This is a genomic window from Maribacter antarcticus DSM 21422, from assembly GCF_000621125.1.
In the GTDB taxonomy this organism is placed as follows: Bacteria; Bacteroidota; Bacteroidia; order Flavobacteriales; family Flavobacteriaceae; genus Maribacter; species Maribacter antarcticus.
Window position 1 is genome coordinate 22456 of sequence record NZ_JHZC01000011.1, and the last position, 17398, is coordinate 39853.

Genomic DNA, 17398 nt, shown 5'->3' on the forward strand with positions numbered 1-17398 from the left:
GATGTGTGATTCTTACCAAGAACAACTGGAATACTAAAAGAACCGCTTTATCCGTATAATAAATATGTTAGGGAACCATCAAGAAGAAACAAATGTCATAAAAAAGACGCTAATTTGAATGTAAGCCCCTGCATGTATCGCCTGTCTAGGAACGTATTTATACTAATTTAATCCAACCAGTTCCTTAGGTAGTAAAACCAGTTTTCAGCTTATTTTAAAAAATAATGAGAACTGCTACCTAAGTAGTAGTTCTATCTTTAGTAAACGAGTAAATTCAAAAAGTAAGTTGTGTTGAAATACTTACCAAATCTATTTCCTTTTCAATCACAAACAAGAGGAAAAGCAGAGGTTACAGGTAATTAAACATCGCAAAGAAAAAGAAGGGTAGCTACGACAATACCACGTTCCATAGTAATCTTAAAAAAATCAATTCTTATATGTCATTGTCAGTAATGCGTTTGTTCAGAAGCAGGAAATCCAAATCGCTAAAAACGAAGTCTGTGAGAGAAAGGGTGAATACTTACCCTATGTAGGATTTAAGGGTGGTGCAGAAGTCGTAAAACCAGGTCGCTATACCCGAAACGGAGCTGTGGAAGCCACGACCGATATCGAGCCAGACAAGGAATTTCCCAATCCGCTACCAGATTACATGGCTGGTCTACAAGCCCCTTGGGAACTTGATGTTTGGAAAAAGTTACGGAACGCTAAAAAAGCAGCGGTATCCTGATATTTAGCGAGTATCGAAGGAACTTTATGGTAAGCAATCGTTTGAATTATATAGATGCTTCACAATTATTTGAGTAGCATGGAGAGATATAACACGCTTCTTATTTCAATAATTATCCTGTAAACTAAAATTATCATTTCATTTGCAACAATAGGTATTCATATTTTAGGAATGGATTTTAAGTATCACGTTTTACAGTTCCATTAAATGGCCGTTTTACGAAACTAGGTTGAAAAGCATTTCGAATAAATGATTCCGGTTGCGTTCGTTATTATTTTTCATAGTTCTATTCATTCACCTTTTACGTAACTAAAAAGTTCATTCAATATAAATACCTTCATAAAATTTGTGGGGTATTAGTTTAATTTGAGCGTTGAAGTCTTTAAGCTGCAAAGAAAAATTGCTTCATGTCCCAATTATATCCAAATAAAAAAAGCATCAGGAGTGTAAACGCTAGGAATAGGTATTCTTGCTGGGCTCCCCCCTCTTGATGTTGCACCAACCAGGATAGCTATCGGGGCTCTTATTAACAGCCGTAAACTATAAGTTTACGTTTAGGACTATTACTTATTTCGCTTTAAATGTAGAATATATGTAGCATTGAACCCAAAGTGTAAATTACCATCGTTAAAATTAAAATTTGTCCTGGTTTTGGTGATAAAGGCATCTTCGACCATGGCCCTTGCATTGGTCAATTGAAATTGCAAGATAATATCCCCTACTTCCCAATTAACTCCTAATGCAAAAGCATTATACGTATTTATAGTTTCTAAAGGATTGGCAACATAATAATACTCGGACACAATGGACACATGATGTCCTATTTTGTAACGTCCGCCAAGACCGATGGCAAATTGCGTTTGTGGATCTTCCTCGAACAAAGCCGAATTTCTGTGTATCAGGGTAGGTGAAACTTGTAATGAAAAGTTTGGTGTAAATTTTCTAGCCATTAATAAATGACTCGTAAAAGAGAGACGGTCACCAAAACTATCGAAGGCATAAATATTGTCTGTTGCCTTGCTGCGGTAAGACATGTTTTGGAACAAAGTAATACTTAACGGGGATCCGCCTTTGTTGATTTGTTGTTGTACTAAACGGTATTTTAGGAAACCATCGAAAATGCCATCCCAAGTGGTACCTCCTGCGCCTAAGGTTAATTTATCATTTATGCCATATTCCAGACCTATTCTGCTGCTCATGCGATCTGCGACAAAGCTTTGTGTTCTTGGTGCTGGCGTATTCCAAAACCGGTTCATTACATGAAACTCAAGAAGGCCTTGTTTTCGCGTCTCCACAGAATGGCCAATGGAAATCCTAGTCGTTTTAAAGGTGGCTTGGGCCTTTAGTGGTTCGTTTGGATACTCTTTATTTATGGTTTCTAAAAGGTCTTGAGATTGTACAAAAGCCATTCCAAAAACAAAACATAGTAAGAAAAAAAGCTTTTTATTTTTCATAGGGTAGGTATTCGAATTTAAATGAAATGGATATCGTTTTTGCAATATTCGGAGCTAACAATGCGGGAACCTTAATATCGAAATCTTCAATGGATATATCAAATTCGCCAGAGAGTATATAATTACCCAGAGTGTTCTCTATATCTGTTTTTATTTCTACATTTTTAGTGATGCCATGTATGGTCAAAGGACCTTTAATTACTTTGGTCTGTGTACCCACTATAGATGAATCAAAATCTTGGATAATCCCTTCAAATGTTGCTTTTGGGTAGATATCCGATTCAATATAACTTTCGTTAAAATGTTCTTGCATCAATTCTTTTTCAAAAACAAATGTTCTCATGAGCATGCTCACCGCTATTTCGTTTTTCGCTAAGTCAATAATACTTAAAACCTGATTATTATCCGCCTTTATGTCTTCTACTGTAGTGTACGAAAAGAATGAAATTTTCCCTTGTTTAGTAATGTATTGCTCCGTTCTAGGGCTAAGACTTGAATAAAGTATAAAGATAAGAATGATGGTGCAAGTTTTACTCATTGTCTTTGGGGTTAAGTATAATACAGTCTAAAAAAATAGCATCCATAAGAAAGCCTTTACAAATGCCTTTTAATACGATATTTTGCCCTAACTCTAATTTTTTTATGCTCTTATACTGATTTGATTGCATGTCGCAAATTACACAAGAAAAATCTGTTTCTCCTTGCAATAATACGGTATAGCGATTGTTTAAAAAAGTGATGTCCTTGATGACACCCGCTATCTCTATAGTTTTTTCAATATACTCTGAATTTGCAGAACTCTCATTGTTTAAGAAGGAAGAAATTAAGCTTTCAGATGAGATTTGAATTTCTGTATGTGCAGCCGCTATATTTACGTTATTTTCTCTTGTGATATAAAAGTAAAGCATGCTGAAAACCAATACAAAGACTGCTACTGTAGCCAGTAAAAATTTTGATATTTTTTTCATTTTATCTTCTCTTGAAGTTGCTAATTAAAAAATCTAAAATCAAATCTTATTTTTGTTGTCTGCACGGTCTTTCCTAACACAGGAAATTTAAGATATGTATTTTGTTGATTTTATTTGGCATACTACCTAATAAAAATCGTGGGGCGTTTAAAAAACGTCCCACGATTAAAACAAGCAAGCTTAACTATAAAATCTAGTTTGTAATCGTAATTGTACCGGTCATAAAACCGTGAAACTCACAATTGTAATATAAGGTTTCAGGTGCATCGGCTGGGACCGTGAACGTGATTGTTCCGGATACTGCTCCGTTGTTCGCTACCCCTGCATTATATATGTTTGAGCTTCCCGCACCCTGAACTGATTTTAGCAAGAATGGATGACCTGGAGTATCCACATTGAAGGTATATGTACTTCCTCTTTTGAAGGTGAAATTTGGGTTGCTTGAACCAGAAAGTCCTTCTCCGTTAAAAATATATGCAGTAACTCCACTATTGGTTACATCATATGTTTTTGATTCTGTATTTCCAGAACTATCATTGCCTGCATTAGCGCCAATATTTCCTTGAGCAACTAACGTAGCTAAATCCTCATCACTTAAATGAATATTAACATAAGCGTTTAGGCTCAAAATTTCTGTATAGGTAATCGCAGCGCCACCAACCAAGACCGCTATTTGTGTTTTACTGATTCCAGTATCCCCGTTTACCGCATTTAATCCTACGATAATGTTACCCGTAGTGGCAATATCATTTTCATGAATGTGTGCAGGGTGCCTTCCACCTGCTGATGTTCCTGTAAGCATAATCGTGGCTAAAGTAGTTTCATTTACACGTTCTGCGAACTCAATTGTTCCGTTGATTCCTGGAACGTCTTTTTCGGTTAGTTCATAGCTCGTCGTTTTACCCGTCAATTCATTCTGGCCTATATCGCCTTGGGCAACTAACGTAGTTAATTCGTCCGCGCTTAAATGAATGTTGATATAACCATTATAGTTCAATACCTCATCATATCCGAATGCAGTACCATTATCTAAAGCGGCAACATTTGTCTTACTCATACCTGTATCCCCGTTTACTGGATTGAAAGAGAATGCAATACTACCACCTTCTATTGCCGTATTCATATGAATATGACCAGGATGTACTCCGCCGTCTGGTGTATTGTTTAATTGAATAACCGCAAGCGCTTCTCCGTTTACTCTTTCGTAAAAAGTAGCCATACCATCTATTTCAGGAACAGCAACACTTCCTAGTGCATACGCTTTAGAAACATCGGTAAGGTCATTTTGACCTATATCTCCTTGTGCAACAATAGTAGCTAACTCGTTATCGCTTAAATGCACATTAATATATCCATCAAAATCAAGTAATCCTTGATAGGTGACAGCCGTGCCGTCGTCTAAAGCACTAAAAGTAGTTGTGCTTTTTCCAGTAGCTCCATCTACAGGTGTTAACGATAGTGCAATACTACCCCCTTCTGCGGCGGTGTTTACGTGAATATGTGCTGGATGCAAACCACCTTGGGGTGTATTTTGCAATTCCAGTTCTATACGTAAGGTAGCATCACTACTTTCAATAAAATTGGCAGTTCCTAATATTCCAGAACCTTCTACTGAACCCAAATCGTATATTTTAGAATTCAATTCTGTTGGTGAATCATCAACCGGTTCAATATAACCGTCATCACTGTAACCATTGTTATCGTTACTACAACTCATAAAGGCAAACGGTATAGCCATTACCAATAGTAAAAAACTTTTACTTACACATTTCATTGTTTAATGTTTTGATATTAATATTAAACAAATGTATATTTACTTACGCTTTGTAGACTACTTAATGTTCGGGAAGAGGAAAATTTAGCTTTAAAAGTGAATATAACGGACTGAGTTATCTCTACTTTGCTCAAAACTGTACTAATTGAATCTGACTCGTATCCTGAATATTTTGAGTTATGGGACACAACGAAGTACTCTAGTCAATAATGTTATCTTTACCCACCCTTAGCCCATCTAAAACCTAATGGTATTGTGTGATGCGAAAAGACAGATTATACCTCTTTACTTTTTTTGCGCTTACCGTAATCGTTTTTTTGATTTCGATTATCGCGGTACAGTTTTTCGTAAAAGCGAGCAACGACAAAGTTTTTGAACTACAAATTGAAAATAGCCAACGTGAAGCAAACGAAATTTCACAGTTAATTGAATCTCAATTAGCGAACAATACCCCAAAACAGGTCATCATAGATAATCTACAACAAGCCATTCAAGGCACCCATACTGAGACTAGTTTTATATCTACGATAGATTGGTCTGGAAAACAAATTACGCATCCAGATAAAACAAAGGTGGGTACCAAATTGGACTCGGAGAAGGCATCTATTTTTTCAATGAATGACGATGTAACACCCGAAAACCTCAGTGCCATTTTGGCTAAAAGTAATGAAGCAACAGCATCTGAAATTATTGTTCTTGTACCGGTAGCGAACTCCGATTGGATTATTGCTGCCCATGCAAATATGCAAAAGACACTGCGCCAGGTTACTAATTTGAAGCAACGTTTTTATTTCATATTCAGTATCATGGGTGTGATTGTCGTGCTCTCTTCATTTTTTGCCGTTAGAATACTGGGAAGTGCTTACGAAAAAAGTTTAGAGGTCACGAATAAAAATCTTGAGAAAGAACTTGTAAGCACCTCAAAGTTTAATAGTGATTTGGTTGCCTACCAACAAAAAGTAGACGGAGAAGAGATATCTGAAGAAAAAAATGCTGTTGACCCAAGCAAGAAACGGATTTTAACCTATCATAGAGACGAACTGCTCACCATACCTATAGAAACCATCGCCTATATTTACGTGGACCATACCATAACCTACGTCGTTTGTTTCGATGGCAAAAAATCAACAACCAATTCTAGTCTAGACGAATTATACACAACGCTAGATGCTGTGAAATTCTACAGGGCCAATAGACAGGTTATTATTGCTGTACCGGCAATCGAAAAAATAATAAAGTATGGTAATAACCAACTTAAAATTTTAGTGCAGCCTAATTCTGAAATAGAAATTATCATCAGCAAAAACAAGGCCTCCGAATTTAAGCAATGGCTTAACCTTTAGCCATATCGGTTTCTATCTTTTTTGTATAAATCATTATTACCCGCGGATATGTGCCATTAAAGGAACACCGTATACATTTGTAATTAATTTTATTAGTTGAGAATAAATACGGTATAAAAATAAGTGGGTAAATCTACATTCATAATATCGAAAATGGACTGTCGAAAGAAGGAAAGAGAATTTTGACCAAACGGAATTTGAAGAAAATAAACACCAAAAAAACTTCTTTAATCTATACTTGTAATCAATTTAACCTTTTTCATTATCAAAATGATGACAGGACTGATTTCAAAATCTATAGGACTTGTTGCCGATAGTTTCGTTTATGGCATTAGTTTGTTAGCCGTTGTTGGAACACTACCTAAGAAAAAACAAATTACAAAACTTGCTGGGTCTTTTTAAATTATACATGCGATTATTGGATTTGTAGAAGGTGTTTTAAAAAGTACCCTTAGTACCTATAATGCTCGTATTACCCCAGCATATACTGACTAAAAACAAAAATCCAACCTAACTAAGTAGATTGGATTTTGTTTTTGGCTCCCCCTCTTGGACTCGAACCAAGGACCCTCTGATTAACAGTCAGATGCTCTAACCAACTGAGCTAAGGAGGAAAATAACCCGCTTTAATCACTCAAAGCGGCTGCAAATATACTCGTTTTTTCAAATACGCCAAACAATTAAAAGCCATTTTCTATTTAATTAGCCATTTATAAACGTCATTACCATTGGCAAACAATAATAAGGCTATTAATAAGAAAAATCCTGTCATCTGGGCATACTCCAAAAACTTATCGCTTGGTTTTCTACCACTGATCATTTCATATAGTAAAAACATCACATGACCACCATCCAAAGCTGGAATGGGTAGAATGTTCATAAAGGCCAGGATAATAGATATAAACGCCGTTGCACTCCAAAAGCCATACCAATCCCAAGTATCTGGGAACAACCCCCCAATAGCAGCAAACCCACCAACACCCTTGTAGGCCCCCGTAGATGGATTGAATATTTTCTTCATTTGACCTATGTAACCTGTCAGCGTAGAAACTCCTTTATCAATACCAGCTGGTATTGATTCTAAAAAAGAATATTTCTTAATCTCTAATTTGAATACACCTCTTTCTCCCAACTCTTTATAACTTAAGCCACCTAGACCTACGCCAACAGTTGCAGAATCACTTATTATTACAGGTATTTTCATTTCCCCGCTACCCTCTCGTTGAACGGTTAAATCAATATTTTGTCCTTTATATTTTTCTAGTAGTATTTTTGCCTCATCAAAGTATGTAATGGGGTAACCACCTATGCCTATAACTTCATCTTTAACGGCTAATCCAGAATCCTTATTCGAAGAAGCATCCGGAATAGTTCCGACAATAAAAGGAAAACGAGGGCTCAAAAATCGAATCTTATCCTCATCTTCAATAAGGGTAGCTATAAAATCTATCGGTATTTCTTGTTCAAAAGTATTACCGTCTCTGCGAATAGTCATACTATTTCCGGTTACGAGCTCCGGTAGAATTTCTCCAAATTTTTTGATTTTATTTCCGTCTACAGCGATAATCAAATCTCCGGTCTGTACTCCTAATTTATCACCTATGCTCTTTTCAGTTACCCAAAAACCATCCTGTAAACTATCGGCTGATATATATTGTTCTCCGTAAGACCAGGCCATGCCTATATATATTATTACCGCAAGGATAAAGTTTACGGTTACACCACCTAACATAATGATCAAACGTTGCCATGTAGGCTTGCTACGAAACTCCCATTCTTTGGGTTCTTCTTTTAGGGCTTCGGTATCCATGCTCTCATCTATCATTCCGGATATTTTTACATATCCTCCTAAGGGAAGCCAACCAATACCGTACTCAGTACCGCCTATGGTCTTTTTGAACAGAGCGAATTTTACATCAAAAAAGAGATAAAACTTCTCTACGCGAGTCTTAAAATATTTTGCCGGGATAAAGTGCCCAAGCTCATGCAGCACAATTAGTAAGGAAAGGCTTAAAAAAAACTGTATGATTTTTATAAAAATGGGGTCCATTCGTTCTTTGTCAAAATTAAAATCGAACAAAAGTACATTTTTACGTCCGCTTAAAAAAAGAATAAAAAAAGAAACGGATAATGGTTGTATTATTTTAAGAATATTTTGGCAGCAATAACACCTAGCGCACTTGAAAGAATCCCCTCGCTACCGTACCTTTACAACAAAAAAACATGCGCTCCTTTCTACGTCAGTTTAAGTTATTGGGAGTAGTGCTTTTAGCGATATCTGCTGTTATTGTTTATCTATTTTACAATGCGCTCCAACCTAAGAAGATGCTTAAAGTATACTCGCCCGCCATGGTAAACGAAGAGCTTGTAGCAGAAGAAATTCAGCATGTACGCAAATATCACACCATAGCTGATTTTTCCTTTACGAACCAAAACGGAAAAACCATAACACAAGTAGATTACCAAGACAAAATTTATATTGCCGATTTCTTCTTTACCACCTGTCCTACCATTTGCCCCATCATGACCAAAAATATGGCGGCTATACAAACAGAAATTATAGACAACCCTGAGGTATTACTTCTTTCCCATTCGGTTACCCCACAAATAGATTCTGTTGCACAACTAAAGAAATATGCCTTGGATAAAGGCGTTGTTGATGCGAAATGGAACTTGGTTACAGGACCTAAAAAAGACATCTACGAAATTGCGAGAAAATCTTATTTAGCCGTAAAAACGGATGGCGACGGCGGACCGTTTGACATGATACATACCGAAAATTTTATTTTGGTAGATAAAGAACGTCGCATTAGAGGTTTTTACGACGGCACTAAAACAGAAGACATAGAAAAGCTTTTGGAAGACCTAAACATATTGCAGCAATCCTATGTAAATTAATTTTTTAACCTGCTGTCTTTTGTGAACATACTCCATATAATCACATTGCCCTTCTTTTATGATTTCAGGGATTAGCTTTCGAATATTTCTTGTATTTTTGGACTTAATCGAAGTCAATCTAAATAAAAATTGGAGATTACCGTAGCACATCTTAAACGTGGACAACGTGGAATTATAAAAGAATTCTCCAATAATTTTATTCCAATAAAATTATTGGAATTAGGATGTTTGCCCGGCAATGAGGTAGAGTTAGTACAGGTGGCACCACTTAACGACCCTATTTACATTAACGTCAACGGTTCGCATATTGCCATAAGGCGAGAAATAGCCTTGAAAATAGCCTTAGAATTGATAGACGAAAGCCCCGTAGTATGAGCAAACAAATTAATGTAGCGCTCATTGGAAACCCCAATACAGGGAAAACTTCGGTCTTTAACCAACTTACAGGCCTTAATCAAAAAGTGGGGAATTACCCTGGTATTACCGTTGAGAAAAAAGAAGGTGTCTGCAAGCTTCCAAGAGGGGTAAAAGCACATGTACTGGATTTACCGGGAACCTATAGCCTTAACACGACTTCTTTAGATGAAAGTGTTGCTGTAGAATTGTTGCTTAACAAGAACGATAAGGACCACCCAGATGTGGCTCTTGTGATTACCGATGTGGAGAACCTAAAGCGGAACCTGCTGCTGTTTACACAAATTAAAGATTTACTGATACCCACAATACTGGTCATTAATATGGCCGATAGAATGTCTCGCAAAGGAATAAGCATAGACATTCCCCTTCTGGAAGAGAAATTACAATCAAAAGTGGCCTTAGTCAGTACCCGAAAGAGAACTGGAATAGACCGTTTAAAAGAACTGATTGCCGAGTATAAAAACCTCTCTAAAAAACCAAATATTGACATTAGTGTTATCGCGCCAGACTATTTTGAAAAAATAAAAAATACTTTCCCAAAGGAGGAGTCATATAAACTTTGGTTGGTCATTACCCAAGATGTAAACTTCATGCCTGTTGAAAAGAAACTGATACAGGACGCCTCGGCCTTTAGCACCAAATCAAAATCGGAACTTAAACGCTTACAACAAAAAGAAACAATTCTTAGGTACCAGTTTATAAATGATATTTTAAAACAGGCATATAAAGTAGACATCAACGCTGCAAAAGGGTTTAGGGCCAATTTAGATAAAATCCTTACCCATAAAATATTCGGTTATCTTATTTTCCTACTTATTCTACTGACCATTTTTCAGGCTATTTACGAATGGAGCGTATACCCAATGGATATGATCGATACTTTTTTTGCGTCGGCAACCGAGTGGGTAAAGGATACGCTTCCGGCAGGCGCATTTACAGACTTGATTGCAGAGGGTATCCTATCTGGAATTGGCGGAATCGTCATCTTTATACCGCAAATTGCCTTTCTTTTTCTTTTCATCTCTTTGCTTGAGGAATCTGGATACATGAGCCGCGTGGTATTCTTAATGGATCGGGTAATGCGTCCTTTTGGACTGAGCGGAAAAAGTATAGTGCCATTAATCTCGGGTACAGCATGTGCCATCCCTGCAGTAATGGCTACCAGAACCATAGAAAATTGGAAGGAACGCCTTATTACTATCCTAGTTACTCCGTTTACAACGTGTTCCGCTAGGCTTCCGGTGTACCTTATCATTATTGCCCTTGTCATTCCTGAAGGGACATTTTTAGGTTTGAGTTATAAGGCCTTGACGCTCATGCTTCTGTACTTGATTGGCTTTGGTGCCGCAATCGTATCAGCCGTAATTCTCAACAAAATATTAAAAATAAAAAGTAGGTCCTTCTTTGTTGTAGAGATGCCTAGCTACAAGCTACCCCTATTAAAAAACGTTGTATATACCGTACTGGAAAAGACAAAAAGTTTTGTTTTTGGCGCGGGTAAAATCATACTTGCCATATCCATAATACTCTGGTTTTTAGGGTCAAACGGCTTTTCTGATGATTTTAAAAATGCCGAAGAAATTATTACCCAGCGCGTTACCGAAAACGGGTTCAGCGCTAATAGCGAAACCTATATCGAAAACAAACTTCTGGAGTACACCCAAGGTATTAATACAACTGATTCCCCTTCGGCAAACAACCCAAGCGGTACCGCTATACAGGACTCTCTTTCACTTAAAACAACTGAATTACGAGGACGCGCCCTAAACCAAGAAATTGCAAGTTACAAACTGGAACATTCCTATATGGGATATATGGGTAAAGGGATAGAACCGATTGTACGGCCTTTGGGCTACGATTGGAAAATAGGCATAGCGGTATTGACCTCCTTTGCGGCACGGGAAGTTTTTGTAGGTACCTTGGCTACTATTTACAGTGTAGGTAACGACGAGGAAGAAACAATAAAGTACAGAATGGCGGCAGAGGTAAATCCTATAACCAAAAAACCCTTATTTAATCTAGCCTCTGGTATATCCTTATTATTATTCTATGCTTTTGCCATGCAATGTGTGAGTACCCTAGCCGTCGTAAAACGAGAAACAAATTCATGGAAGTGGCCCCTTGGGCAGTTGGTCTTTATGAGCCTTTTTGCCTACATCGTAGCCTTAATAGCCTATCAACTTTTAAAATAAGTAAATGGAAATTTTTCAACATGTATTGGTTTATATCACGCTTTTCGCGGCCTTGGCCTACTTGGTAAAAAAATTCGTGTTACCAAAATCTCTCTTCAACACTAAAAAATCGAATTCAAAAAGTTGTGGACAGGACGATTGCGGCTGTCATTAACCTACACTCATACCCTATTATTGTTCTGCCTTTTTTAAAATGTAACAGTTTTACTTGTCATTCGTCTTCTTATTTTACAATATCTTATTTTCGTTAAATAAAGAATAAATACCTCCTAAAGAAATCTAAAATCGAATGCTTTTTTGGCAAGCTATTTGTTATTTTGAAAAGTGTTAATAACCATCCATGCGCAAAAAATTCACATTCCTTACCCTCATTTCTGTTGTTTTATTATCCTTAAACACAAAGGCTCAGAGCCTTAGCTCTAGGGTGCTTGATAGCAGTACACAAAAACCGATTCCTTATGTTACCGTTCTCCTTAAAGGCAAGGGCGTTATCACCAACGAAGAGGGCCACTTTACGTTTCTGTTGGACGAATCGATTAAGGCAACCGACTCGCTACATATTTCATGTATGGGGTATGAATCTTTAGGAAAACCTATCAGCCAGTTTACAGAAAACACCATTTACCTAAAACCTAAGGCAATTGAACTGCGGGAGGTAATTGTATCGAATAAGAACTACACGGCAGACGAAATTATAGAACTGGTAGAAGACAATCTAGAAAAAAATTATAGCAATGACCTTACTAAAAAAAGAGTCTTCCACAGAAGGTCTAGTTTTGATCGGTGGATAAAAAGTGATTTTACGGTTAAAAAATCAACTATTGATATTTTAAATCAGCGCTTGTTAGATAGTATCATTGCATCTGTACCCAAATACAACCCCTATTACTCTGAAGTATTAGGCGATTTATACGGAGACAATAACACCGAAAATAAAAAACTAGACTTGCTTAAGGCTTCCAAACTTTATGACAAAAGCACGGAACTAGATGCCGAAAAATTAGAAGAAAAATTTAATGAAATTCTAAGAAAAAACGTAAAAGACGGTTCCTATTTTAAAATAAAATCTGGTCTTTTAAGCTTTAAAATAGACGCAGATGAGGTAAGCGCACTCTTTGAAGAAGATATAGATTCTACGGATACCGTAGCGCTAAACAAAGAGCTTGAAGAAAAGAAGAAAAACAAGGAAGAAGAAAAGAAAAACTACGTTAAATGGAAAAGAAACAATTTAGCTAGTATCATAAACGGTTTGCCAACAGCAGCCGATACTGATTTAAATTTTATCTCCAAAGCGAGAAAGTACGAGTTCACCCTAAAAGAATTTACCTATTTAGGCGATGACGCGGTTTATGTGGTCGATTTTGAGTCCAAGGGTTCCGCAGACTACCAAGGCACCTTATACATCAATGCAGATAATTTTGCCGTACTACAGGTAAACTATGAAAATACAAAGCCGCTTCGAAAATTTAATTTGTTGGGTGTTTCTGCAAATAACTATTTGTCCAAAGGGAAAATCATCTACAACAAAGGTGCTGACGGATTTTATGGACTGCGCTACTATGAATCTGAATCGGCTACCAGAGTGGGTATTAATCGTGCTTTGAAAATCATTGAAAAAAATAAAATCGTAAAAGGAAAAAACAGACAGAATGAGCTTTCCGGACGAATGGATTTTGGGTTTAACAATGTAGTAAAACATGAAGTCGTCGTTTTTGAAACTGAAACTATTAGTCAAGCAACCTTTGACGCGTTTGAAGAGAAAAGCGATATACTACCCACATACATGGCCAACTATGATCCGCAATTTTGGAAAGGCTATAGTATTCTAGAGCCCAATACGGCTATTATGCAGTTTATCTCGGAGGTAGTTTCAGAAAACTAATAGGCATCATGGTTTACCCATAACCCTAGCTCCCATTACAAGTATTCATTATAGTCACGCTCCCATTAGCGCTATGTTGCATGTGAATATATTTCTCTGTTTCCTTGTGGCACATTACACGCCCTATGCATCCTTTTTGCCTTTTTTTAATATACATGTGTAACCTTTTGTACTTTCCCGACTATATACTGTTGAACACGAACTAAAGCGTACCCTTTTGAAGGAATTAACCAATGAAGAATTAATGGCCACCGTATCCGTCGGAAACTTGGACATGCTGAAGGTTCTCTTTGAAAGACATCACAAACACGTATTCAATTTTTTATATAAAATGTGTGGAGATAAAATGTTAAGTGAGGACTTGACCCAAGAAGTTTTTTATAAACTTATGAAGTATAGAACCTCTTATAACCATGGCAATTTTACGTCTTGGATGTTTACCATAGCAAGAAATAGTTTAAAAACACATTTTAGGCAGCATAAGGAAAATCATGAGGATATAAGTAGTGTAACCTATGCTTTGACCTTGGTGCAGGACGATATCGAATCGGACTATTCTACCCTTCAAAAAGCACTTGCCACATTATCCGCATCAGATAGGGAATTGATTGTTTTACATCGGTTCCATGGAATTCGATATCAAGAAATTGCAGCTATTATAAATAGCACACCTGGAGCCGTTAAAACCAAAATGAGCAGAGCGATGCAAAAATTAAAATCAGTTTATTTAAAAGCAATATAAACCGTATGAAACATGTTACCGATTCCCTAACAGACTATTTAGATGGCCTTCTTAACCAAGAGGAAAGCGCAGCGATAGCATCGCACTTAAAAGAATGTAGCACATGCAAGCAGGCATTGGCGCAACTGAAAGAACTATTTGGTGCTTTTGAGCAAGAGGATGTTTTAGCACCTTCCAAGCGGGTCAGGGAGCATTTTCTGGAGGCGCTTAAATCGGAACAAACAACTAAGGTTGCTACTACCCTCGAGAACAACATCAACGTACTACCCAAAAAATCAGGAGTACGTATTCTTTTAAAAATAGCCGCTGGTATTGCTCTTCTTTTTGGGGCCTTTATGTTAGGAAGAAATCAAAACGAAAGACAAGCAAACCAAAGTCTCGCGACCCAAGAGTATAAAATGTTAGAAATGCAGCAAACAGCTATGATTTCCCTAATGGGCAATCAATCTCCAAGTAAACGCATCCAAGGCGTAAATTTAATTACCAAATTTAAAAATCCGGATGAGGAAATCATAAATGCCTTGGTGAATAGACTGTTCTTAGACAAAAACATGAACGTACGCTTAACCGCGGTAGAAGCGCTTTCCATGTTCGCGAAGTCAGAGACCGTTAAATTAGCATTTATAAAGGCGCTAGCTACTGAAAAAGACCCTAGCATACAGATTGCCATCATTCAAAATCTAGTGCGCATACAAGCCCAGAATGCTGCAGAACCAATGAAATACTTACTGGAACAAGAAGACACCCAACCCTTTGTAAAAGAAGAGATAAACAGAGTTTTGGGAGAAATCATTTAAACATCAAATCACAATTCAATGACATCAAAAACGAGAATCATGAAAAAAATTACAAGCATCCTTTTCACTTGTTTACTTACATGGACAATCCAATCACAGTCCGACTATAGTACATCCCTAGCCGGTATCGAATGGGTGAAAATCGAATCCAAATCTAGCGTATCCATTAAAACACACGATAAAAAAGAGATACGTATCGTTTTAAACGACCCTAAACCCATCCCAGAAAAGGCAAAAGGCCTACGTCTCTATGGTGATGCCGGAGAAGACAACACCACTGTTGGTTTTAATGTTACCACATCTGGCAATAACCTTATTGTGAAACATGTTAGAAAGTCTGGTGAAGCAATTATTTTTCTTCCAAAATCGCAAAATATTTCCGTTACCAATTCCTGGGGAGGGACGACCGAAATAACAGGTTTTAGTGGCGAAGTAGAAGCCAATTCCAATTTAAATGGAGCATTGGTGTTAAGCAATCTGACCGGAGCAGTTACTGCATATTCATTGAATCATGGAATACAGGTAAATTTCACTGAAATAAACCAAAATTCTCCCATAGATATTCGCACCACCAATGGCGAAATTAATGTTACCCTCCCAGAAAAAACCAGCGCCAACATAGTACTTAGTTCTTGGAACGGTGATATCTATTCAAATTTTGATATAAAAACAAAAGAAAAAGACGGACTTAAATCATTCTCGGACCGCGATATCAATGGCATCATAAACGGTGGTGGGGTAAATATTAAACTAAAATCTACCAACGGCACCATTTATCTGAGAAAGGAATAATAGTACAAACCAAAAAAAATGAAAACCCTCGAGGCAATCTTACGAGGCCTTAAAAGAAAAATAGCTTTTTCAATTTTCGAAGTAAGCTTACGAGGTATTAAACCTATATATCCCGCTGCAAAAGCAGAATTAGTTCAACTAGCTGCTTTAAATTCGTTTCAAAGCAACGTTTTACAACTAAATTCATCATCAACACACAAGCAGTCATGAAAAAATATTTATTTATTATACTAACAGGGATTGTCAATCAAGCCATCAGTAGTCAAAAAATAATTGAAAAAGAGCTTGATTTCAACAATCAATATGTTGTCGCTGATCTAAAATTTGCGTCTGAAATAAAGGTTCAGACGTGGGATAAAAACACGGTTTATTTTAAAGCCGATATCACCACCAAAGAAGGGAAATTTTTAGAATCCTACAAAGTGAATATTCAACAAACTTCCGATAAAATTAGCATCCTGTCTAAGGCCGAAGGGGTTTTTAAAGAATTACAAGCGGAGTGGAACACTAATAATGGTAATAAGAAAAAACGATACTACAACACTGGCGAATGGTACACGTTTACCTATACCCTCTGTGTGCCAAAAAATACCAAATTTAAAATCAGCAGTATTAATGGCAATCTCTCTTCTGATTTGATTGAAGGAGATTTTACAGCAGATTTGATTAATGGCAATATCACAATCAAGAAATACGCTGGAACCTTAGGGTTAACCAGCATAAATGGGGAAATCGATTTACGAATGGTGAATGCCAATTTAGTTGCCGAAACCATTCATGGAGATATTTATGCAGATAAAGAACTTAAATTCAGTTTTAAGGACCGTCATATTGGTCAAGAAATTTATGGTACGATTGCAGAAGGCAAAAACACCCTACGTTTAAACACCATTAACGGAAATATGTACCTACGTCGTTAAAGCAAGTTCTGAATAAAAGAATAGAAAAGCAACCCCCACCCTACAACCAAAAAGAGTCCGCCAAGCGGCGTAAGTGGACCTAAAAACGTCCACTTTTTCCCTTTGGCGCCACTAATGCACAGACCATAAATGCTGAAAGAAAACAAAAACGTGCCTAAAACAAAACAGTACACCATATACCGTTCCAAGGAGGTATCCAAGTTCATGTTAAAACTTAGCATTAACAGCACTAAGGCGTGATACATCTGATATTTAACGCCCGTCTCAAAACTGGCCAACTGCTCTGGCGACATTATTTTTTTTAAAGCATGCGCTCCAAAGGCACCGAATACAATCGCTGTCAGTCCAAAAAGTGCGCCAATACATTGTGCTAGTAAAACCATGATTCCTTTTTATCAAATATACACTTTAGACCCGCACACTCATAGGAAGGGGAATTCATTTTTGAATTGTAAATATCATCCAAGCGTATTGCCTATTCAGCAATCCTAT

Annotated in this window: 17 protein-coding genes and 1 tRNA gene; 11 read left to right on the plus strand and 7 right to left on the minus strand. The window is 37.1% G+C overall.

Annotation, left to right across the window (positions count from 1 at the left end):
• The first annotated feature begins 589 nt into the window (after positions 1-589).
• Positions 590-727: a hypothetical protein gene (locus tag Q360_RS27425; protein WP_394331949.1), complete on the plus strand. Its 138-nt coding sequence runs from the start codon at positions 590-592 to the stop codon at positions 725-727.
• 563 nt (positions 728-1290) lie between these two features.
• On the opposite strand, the gene Q360_RS0111550 is transcribed toward Q360_RS27425, so the two are convergent.
• The 4 genes from Q360_RS0111550 to Q360_RS0111565 all read right to left on the minus strand — a co-directional run bounded on the left by Q360_RS0111550 (position 1291) and on the right by Q360_RS0111565 (position 4923).
• Positions 1291-2181: a DUF5777 family beta-barrel protein gene (locus Q360_RS0111550; protein ID WP_027077242.1), complete on the minus strand. Its 891-nt coding sequence runs from the start codon at positions 2179-2181 to the stop codon at positions 1291-1293.
• A complete protein-coding gene (locus tag Q360_RS0111555; protein WP_027077243.1) occupies positions 2171-2719 on the minus strand; it encodes a YceI family protein in 549 nt (182 codons plus the stop codon). The genes Q360_RS0111550 and Q360_RS0111555 overlap by 11 nt, the downstream gene beginning before the upstream one ends.
• The gene (locus Q360_RS0111560) at positions 2712-3149 is read right to left on the minus strand and encodes an OB-fold protein (RefSeq protein WP_027077244.1); all 438 of its coding nucleotides are present in this window, start codon (positions 3147-3149) and stop codon (positions 2712-2714) included. The genes Q360_RS0111555 and Q360_RS0111560 overlap by 8 nt, the downstream gene beginning before the upstream one ends.
• A 193-nt stretch (positions 3150-3342) precedes the next feature.
• Positions 3343-4923, minus strand: coding sequence for a cupredoxin domain-containing protein (locus tag Q360_RS0111565; protein WP_027077245.1), 1581 nt, complete (start codon positions 4921-4923; stop codon positions 3343-3345).
• A 260-nt stretch (positions 4924-5183) separates the two neighbouring features.
• Between Q360_RS0111565 and Q360_RS0111570 the strand changes: the two genes are divergently transcribed.
• Together Q360_RS0111570 and Q360_RS26980 are read left to right on the plus strand one after the other, a co-directional pair.
• Positions 5184-6266: a LytR/AlgR family response regulator transcription factor gene (locus Q360_RS0111570; RefSeq protein ID WP_027077246.1), complete on the plus strand. Its 1083-nt coding sequence runs from the start codon at positions 5184-5186 to the stop codon at positions 6264-6266.
• A gap of 270 nt (positions 6267-6536) precedes the next feature.
• Entirely contained in the window at positions 6537-6668 is a 132-nt protein-coding gene (locus tag Q360_RS26980) for a hypothetical protein (RefSeq protein WP_262493218.1), read from the plus strand.
• A gap of 135 nt (positions 6669-6803) precedes the next feature.
• On the opposite strand, the gene Q360_RS0111580 is transcribed toward Q360_RS26980, so the two are convergent.
• Both Q360_RS0111580 and rseP read right to left on the minus strand, forming a co-directional pair.
• Positions 6804-6880 (minus strand) — tRNA-Asn (locus Q360_RS0111580).
• Between the two features lie 80 nt (positions 6881-6960).
• Positions 6961-8316 carry an RIP metalloprotease RseP gene (gene rseP, locus Q360_RS0111585; protein WP_027077247.1) on the minus strand — a complete coding sequence of 452 codons (1356 nt, stop codon included), beginning with the start codon at positions 8314-8316 and terminating at the stop codon, positions 6961-6963.
• 173 nt (positions 8317-8489) lie between these two features.
• On the opposite strand from rseP, the gene Q360_RS0111590 reads away from it, so the two are divergent.
• The 8 genes from Q360_RS0111590 (at position 8490) to Q360_RS0111630 (ending at position 16906) form a co-directional block, all read left to right on the plus strand.
• Positions 8490-9164, plus strand: a complete 675-nt coding sequence (locus tag Q360_RS0111590; protein WP_027077248.1) for an SCO family protein — start codon at positions 8490-8492, stop codon at positions 9162-9164.
• Positions 9165-9293: 129 nt separating this feature from the next.
• Positions 9294-9539 (plus strand): FeoA family protein, encoded by a 246-nt coding sequence (locus Q360_RS0111595; protein WP_027077249.1) that lies wholly within the window; start codon positions 9294-9296, stop codon positions 9537-9539.
• Positions 9536-11773 carry a ferrous iron transport protein B gene (feoB, locus tag Q360_RS0111600; protein ID WP_027077250.1) on the plus strand — a complete coding sequence of 746 codons (2238 nt, stop codon included), beginning with the start codon at positions 9536-9538 and terminating at the stop codon, positions 11771-11773. The genes Q360_RS0111595 and feoB overlap by 4 nt, the downstream gene beginning before the upstream one ends.
• A gap of 340 nt (positions 11774-12113) precedes the next feature.
• Positions 12114-13655, plus strand: a complete 1542-nt coding sequence (locus tag Q360_RS0111605) for a carboxypeptidase-like regulatory domain-containing protein (protein ID WP_027077251.1) — start codon at positions 12114-12116, stop codon at positions 13653-13655.
• Between the two features lie 217 nt (positions 13656-13872).
• A complete protein-coding gene (locus tag Q360_RS0111610) occupies positions 13873-14397 on the plus strand; it encodes an RNA polymerase sigma factor (protein ID WP_156950092.1) in 525 nt (174 codons plus the stop codon).
• A gap of 5 nt (positions 14398-14402) precedes the next feature.
• Entirely contained in the window at positions 14403-15194 is a 792-nt protein-coding gene (locus Q360_RS24695; protein WP_027077253.1) for a zf-HC2 domain-containing protein, read from the plus strand.
• A 39-nt stretch (positions 15195-15233) separates the two neighbouring features.
• The gene (locus Q360_RS0111620; protein ID WP_156950093.1) at positions 15234-15986 is read left to right on the plus strand and encodes a DUF4097 family beta strand repeat-containing protein; all 753 of its coding nucleotides are present in this window, start codon (positions 15234-15236) and stop codon (positions 15984-15986) included.
• 206 nt (positions 15987-16192) lie between these two features.
• A complete protein-coding gene (locus Q360_RS0111630; protein ID WP_027077256.1) occupies positions 16193-16906 on the plus strand; it encodes a DUF4097 family beta strand repeat-containing protein in 714 nt (237 codons plus the stop codon).
• On the opposite strand, the gene Q360_RS0111635 is transcribed toward Q360_RS0111630, so the two are convergent.
• Positions 16903-17289: a DUF423 domain-containing protein gene (locus tag Q360_RS0111635; RefSeq protein WP_027077257.1), complete on the minus strand. Its 387-nt coding sequence runs from the start codon at positions 17287-17289 to the stop codon at positions 16903-16905. The two genes, Q360_RS0111630 and Q360_RS0111635, sit on opposite strands and share 4 nt — an antisense overlap.
• Positions 17290-17398: the final 109 nt, after the last annotated feature.